The sequence below is a fragment of the Paenibacillus prosopidis genome (assembly GCF_003337375.1).
Lineage (GTDB): Bacteria > Bacillota > Bacilli > Paenibacillales > Paenibacillaceae > Pristimantibacillus > Pristimantibacillus prosopidis.
On record NZ_QPJD01000044.1, the window covers coordinates 1 to 5,777 of the forward strand.

At 43.6% G+C, this 5,777-nt stretch carries 7 protein-coding genes; 6 read left to right on the top strand and 1 reads right to left on the bottom strand.

What is annotated here, in order from left to right:
- Window positions 1-548 precede the first annotated feature (548 nt).
- The 3 genes from DFP97_RS30500 to DFP97_RS29795 all read left to right on the top strand — a co-directional run bounded on the left by DFP97_RS30500 (window position 549) and on the right by DFP97_RS29795 (window position 2,075).
- Complete coding sequence (locus DFP97_RS30500) at window positions 549-752, top strand: hypothetical protein (protein ID WP_147275123.1); 204 nt, start codon at window positions 549-551, stop codon at window positions 750-752.
- Between the two features lie 343 nt (window positions 753-1,095).
- Window positions 1,096-1,572, top strand: coding sequence for a hypothetical protein (locus DFP97_RS29790; protein WP_114384288.1), 477 nt, complete (start codon window positions 1,096-1,098; stop codon window positions 1,570-1,572).
- A 110-nt stretch (window positions 1,573-1,682) separates the two neighbouring features.
- Window positions 1,683-2,075, top strand: coding sequence for a hypothetical protein (locus DFP97_RS29795; RefSeq protein ID WP_181873744.1), 393 nt, complete (start codon window positions 1,683-1,685; stop codon window positions 2,073-2,075).
- Window positions 2,076-2,706: 631 nt separating this feature from the next.
- Here DFP97_RS29795 and DFP97_RS29800 read toward each other — a convergent pair.
- Complete coding sequence (locus DFP97_RS29800; RefSeq protein WP_245976650.1) at window positions 2,707-3,909, bottom strand: stalk domain-containing protein; 1,203 nt, start codon at window positions 3,907-3,909, stop codon at window positions 2,707-2,709.
- A gap of 219 nt (window positions 3,910-4,128) precedes the next feature.
- Here DFP97_RS29800 and DFP97_RS29805 point away from each other — a divergent pair, with 219 nt between their 5' ends.
- The 3 genes from DFP97_RS29805 (at window position 4,129) to DFP97_RS29820 (ending at window position 5,673) form a co-directional block, all read left to right on the top strand.
- On the top strand, window positions 4,129-4,524 hold the full coding sequence (locus DFP97_RS29805; RefSeq protein WP_114384289.1) for a winged helix-turn-helix transcriptional regulator: 396 nt from the start codon (window positions 4,129-4,131) through the stop codon (window positions 4,522-4,524).
- Between the two features lie 411 nt (window positions 4,525-4,935).
- Window positions 4,936-5,124 (top strand): hypothetical protein, encoded by a 189-nt coding sequence (locus DFP97_RS29815; protein ID WP_114384290.1) that lies wholly within the window; start codon window positions 4,936-4,938, stop codon window positions 5,122-5,124.
- A 294-nt stretch (window positions 5,125-5,418) separates the two neighbouring features.
- Window positions 5,419-5,673: a hypothetical protein gene (locus DFP97_RS29820; protein ID WP_114384291.1), complete on the top strand. Its 255-nt coding sequence runs from the start codon at window positions 5,419-5,421 to the stop codon at window positions 5,671-5,673.
- Window positions 5,674-5,777 lie beyond the last annotated feature (104 nt).

The following is a 5,777-nucleotide window of genomic DNA, read 5'->3' on the forward strand; positions in this document are numbered from 1 at the left end:
ATTCCAGCCTGACGCCGTTTTTTATACAAATGGGAAATTTGATTCAAATTCCGGCTACTTTAGGCTCTACTCTTGGACAACAATAACTAATTCCCTATCGAATACGTTTGATACAGGTATAGTCGCATTTGACAATGTACAAATTGGAATCCTTTGGGCGACTGACCCTTTATAATTGGTGTGTCTAATGTCTGTAATATATGGGCTGCCGACAAGATCGGTGGCCTTATATAGTAGAACTTGAAATAGGGATTCGCTTTCATAAGCTATAACAAATCATTTTCTCCAAAAAGGGAAAGGAGTTTGATGTATGGTTAATTGGCCAGTTGTAATTCTGTTCTTACTCTTTCCGATTTATGTGGTGTTCAGGCTGGAAACCATAGTAAGGAAATTAGCTAAGATCGAACGGTGGCAAAGGGACCAGAAGAGGAATGATATAAAAAACACAATGCTCGGATAATAGCTGACCAACAACGAGAGACAGAGGGCTCTACCGACACATAACGGAAAATAATAGCGGACTGCCGATGAGATGGGATTTGTAGGATTTGAATGGGGAAACCAACTCTCTCCTAGCCGCCAATGAAATAACGGTCGTCGGCTATGATCAACTGGGAGAGCAAGTCAGAACAACGATTGAAGGTGGATTGCCAGAGACAAAGTTGATTCTAACGTGGAACGATAGCTCTATGACGACAGGCTGCCGATCATACCGGCAGTCTGCTCAACTATCGGGCAGTATACTGGAATAATAAGGATTAATCATTAATCAGACATTCATGTTACCATTTGAGGATAAATTCTTGTTTTCTTTATTGCTAAAGAGTCAGTTTAAAGGAGGTTATAAAAATTGGTAAACACCAAAATGATTGTTTTATTTCTATTAGCAGCTATGCTGACTGCTTGGGAAATGATATGAAAACTCAGAAAAATATTAATGAGAGTGGGCAGGTACAAAGACTTCAGGTTAAAGATGGAGAAATTAAGGGGAGTTATTTAACAAAGATTGAAAAGGTTAAATAAAGGTTTGTTGTTGAAGAAATAACAATAGCTCGAAAACAGGAAACCGACCTTAATGGATGCAGGGGGATCAACTTGAGAAGAATTGGCATAACTGCTATTTTAATTAGTGTCTTGATATTATTAAGTTCCATTTTTATCAATCAAAAATTTATTTTCAATCCTATCTTATTTGAGCAGGATAAAATAACAAGTAATGACTGGAGTATTTATAGATACCCTGCTCAGATTGAATACTTATCATTTGAAGAAAATGGCTGGACAGAAACCTCGAGAGTAAATGACAAGAAAGAGATTCATTTTATTTTTAACGAATTGAAAAAACATAAAGAAACCGTTTCATCTGAATCGGACTTTTTTAACCGCAATAAGGAAATGGGTAAGGAAAAACTGGTTGTTATTAGACATTTGACTTCTCAAAAAGAAGGAGAAGGTCCAATTATATTTCAATTCAGTTATTACGAAAATGGTAATGCCGCGGATGTCGGGAATGGTGTTGAATTTGTGCCGATTTCAGATGAACTGAAGGTATTGTTAGAGAAATTGAACTAATTATTGACCGTGCAGTTCTTCATTGAGCTAATGGATACGATAGCATAAAGCAGTGGCAGTCTATCCTGAAAATATCGTTCCGTGAGAAAGTTAAAAAAGGCAATAAGAAAGTGACCCTCCAGCAGACAAAAAATCGCCCGATCATGCTTCCTTTCCCGTTGTTCAGGGAGGCATTCACGAATACAGCCAGCCTCGAGGAAGCCAAAGCGATATACGGAAAAATTGCTCCTGAGCCGGTAGGTCCTTTGGTTCAAAAATTGGATCTGAAAAAGTTCTACAACCTGCAAATTCCAAAAAGTTACCTCTACCTGACGGAAGATAACGTACTTCCTCAAACGGAAGATAACGTACTTCCTCAAACGGAAGACTATGCGTGGCATCCGAAGCAATCCGGCCGTCTCGGTATCTTCCGGTATATCGAAGGAGATGGAGACCATATGACCACCGTCTACAAGGAACCGGAAGAGATTGCCGAAAAATTCATCGAAGCCGGCAGAGAATAAATGCTAATCCTTCAGCGAATTGGTAACATCTAAAAGATGAAAGTGAAGTGACCTCCGTTAAGTAGACAGTTAATAAATAGAACAAATAAACAACCTGATTCCTGAATTGTAGGGACTCAGGTTGTTTATTTGCTTCTGGAACCGTTCACGTAGCAGCGCCCAGATCAACAAAGGCGTTGTTTCCGATAATAATTTTCACAGCACGTCCATTGCCTTTACCACGGGGCCCAATTCTACATCCGCAACGATCGGAGGAATTTGTACGGTCAAAATAATTGCGTTTGACAATTTTGCATAAATCTAAGTCCCGTGCTGGTCCAAAACGGCGATTTTGAAGTGGGCAACATATCCGGATGGACAGGCTCGAATATTTGGGGTACCGCGCTCCAATTTAGCTATATCCCGGTGACCGGGAATCAGACCGTCACTGCCCGAGTGAATAGCTAGACGAACACCAACGGATGGGCGAAGGCGGGACTGATGATCCGGGAATCGCTGAACGCGGATGCTAAAAACGAGTTCGTCAATCCACGGGCTGATTAATTTGTATTGTACAATCGTTCTTTATACCGATAGGATCGGCTTGTTCCCGCGTCAGCTTACATCAAGGTGCTTCCGTCCGGGCCGCGGCTTAAAACTTTCCGTTTGCATTCTTCCATTGATCCTTCGGCGGAATCGTTTCAATGACATCCCAATGCTCGGCGAATTTTCCGTTCTCCACGCGGAGAAGATCATAAATGGCGGTTGACGCGCCGTTAAGTGTCCCTTCCCCTACGACCAATACGAAATTACCTTCCCCAATAACCATATGAATTTTCTCGTAGCTCGAAGTGACGCCTTGTTTCGCAAACTCTTCCAATGCTTTCGCCAGCCCCGACATGCCGTCTCCGATCATCGGATTATGCTGGGTGTAGCTGTCGCCTTCGAAGTAGGTCGGGAATGCCGCAGGGTTTTGACCCATAAAGACATCTTTAAAAAACTGCTCGACCAGCTTCTTGTTCGCTGCTGTCTTGTGTAAATCAGCAATCGCCGTCGAGCCGTCGATCATCGTATGACCGCTCGGATTCGGTGCGGCAAAGGGCTGCAGATTGTCCCAATGCTCCACGATCTTCCCGTTCTCGAATCTGAAAATATCGAATACGGCGGATTTCGAACCGAAAAAGTTCACGAGCGAATGAACGGCTACATAGTCGCCGTCTTCAATGACCCGAGCGATATCATACGTTACGCCCGCGCCTTTCAATTGCCCGATCGCTCCCACGATCGTCTCTCTCCCGCTCGGGAAAGCCAGGTTATGCTGGATGTATTTATCGGCGCTGATCCATTTCAGAGCAGGTCCCGTGTCTCCGGTTTCAAAGCTCTTCAGAACCTCGGCCGCTTTGTCTTTATTCCTTGTTGCGATCGACATGGATTTGGCGGAAGCGTTCCAAGCGACTTGCTTGCCGAAGGCCTGCCCGATAAAGTCGGCCGGGACGTATGTTTTGCCGCTGCCGGATACGAAGGGCGCTGCAGACAGTTGGACCGCTTTTTCACCGACATGCGCTTCCCGGCTACCCACCCGGAAATAAATGGTTATATCGCCGTTTTGAATCGTGACGCTTTGCTCAGCCGTGTTCCAAAGGATTTGCTTTATCCCCAGATTGGCCGCGACGGCTCTGACCGGCAGGAATACTTTGCTGTTTTTCAACACCGGGGCATCCGCATAAGTGCCCTCTATCCCGTCGATGACGATTTTGATCTCCTTGTCGCCCGCTGCAAGGGCCGGAATTGAGGCTGAAATGAACAGCAAAACGGCTAATAGTACGGAAACATATGGTTTTTTAATAAGTAACACCCTCTCTGATAAGGATTGTCTGTAACTCCATCAGTTACAGCATGGTGCAAAAAATGGCAGCCCGATGTGTCTATGAAAAGAAATTTTACCGGCGGTGCGTGTGTTTACTCCTTTCTCTCGATTTGTTACAATAGTAGAATATAAGATACTGATTATTATCTCAAGTACTGTTATTTTTAATAGGTAGTATCAAAAAACATACTATTAGGAGAGATCCTTATGGCGAAATACGACGGAGAGCTTCAGAAATGTCCGATATTTACGGCGCAAAGCCTGATCGGGGGAAAATGGAAGGTTTATATTTTGTATATCCTTCATGACGGGGCAAAACGATTCAGCGAAATTCAGCGAACCCTGCCGTCCGTCACCCAATCCATGCTCACGAATACGCTCCGAGACCTGGAGAAGGACGGGCTCGTCCACCGCGAGGTATACCGTGAAGTGCCGCCGAAGGTCGAGTATTCGCTGACGCCGATTACGCAAAAGCTGCTCCCTGTCCTGCAGTCGTTGGTCGAGTGGGGCGTAGATTATATGGAACATATGGGGACGATGGACGAGGAAATGGCAAGCATGGCCCCATTCCAACGAGAGCCTGCAAAAGCAGCGGCAGAATAACAGGTACGCTTAACGGCCAAGATTCAAACCGTCGAAGACAAATGAAAAAGGTGCCCCTCATGCTGTCCATCTACATGAAGGGCACCGCCCCGGCGGTGCTATTTACGCCTTGATTTCGAGTATCGGAGAAAAATGCTTCTGCAATTTTATTTTATGAATCATTCGGAATGACAACGAAGAGTAGAAAAATGGAGTTTAGGTTGAACTAAACGGGTACGATAGTTCAATAAGAAGAGGGCTACCCAAAGTATGGGCAGGCGATGACGTTATAGAAACATAAAAGCTGAAAGGTTGGACGAACGAGCAGGAAACTGGTATACTTGCCGGGATTGCTCCCGTAAAAGCGATTTCAAGTGTCGGATTTAGAGGGAGCCTGTCTAATTTCGGTTGCAGTCAGGAGTGTTAGATCAGTTGAAAAAATATAATATTATGCGTCCGCTATTGCTGATCGTAATGGCGCTGCTTGTTAAGAGCTTGGTTACGAATTTTTGCATGGTGTTCGGGATGGAACAGGGACCAGCAGAAAATATTGGTTTTATTAGCATGCTTATCACTGCAATCGTTTTCTATTCTAGAATTGCCCGGAAACGCCGCAAATAACAAGGGCCACAAAAGGAGGGGAGCAGCCATGGAAGGAAACAAAATCACGTATGATACGATTGACGAGTATATCTCGGTTTTCCCTCCGGAGGTCCATGTGGAAATCTAATTCATTAAAACCATGAGGCTTAGATAAGTGATCACGCTAACGGGGAACGATAGTGGGGGAGCTGCCGCGAGGACAGCTCCTTTTTGATGCTCATTGAAGTAACGGGCAGGATTGCGCAATAGGTTATGTGTTATAATCACACCTATGAAATATACGATTACTTTTTTAGTGAGGGGAGACAACAAATGTGGAAGAGCAGTTTTATATCTGGTCTGGGACTGATTGCATTAAGTGGCATTTTGTACACAGTGGAAAGATTTATTGCTGTTTTTAAATGGATTAGTGAAGTTGTTCCAATAAAAATTAATGGGTCTGGACAGTATCCTTCTGAACCAAATATGCCTGGTGTTTTTGATAATATATTCGTAGGGATTTTCTTAATACTTGGACTAGTTTTAATAATAATTGGGTTAAATAAAGGAATTAAGAAATCTATTTGAAGTTATTCCGCTCCCTCAGAGAATAAGGTTTTTCTCACGAATGCTCGCTCATTCGCAGAATTTCACATGTATGTTTAAATAGGAGTTTAAAGGATTACATGAGA

Coding starts and splice junctions, on each gene's coding strand:
- DFP97_RS29805 (WP_114384289.1), top strand. CDS start 4,129: ATGGCGAAATACGACGGAGAGCTTCAGAAATGTCCGATATTTACGGCG.
- DFP97_RS29820 (WP_114384291.1), top strand. CDS start 5,419: ATGTGGAAGAGCAGTTTTATATCTGGTCTGGGACTGATTGCATTAAGT.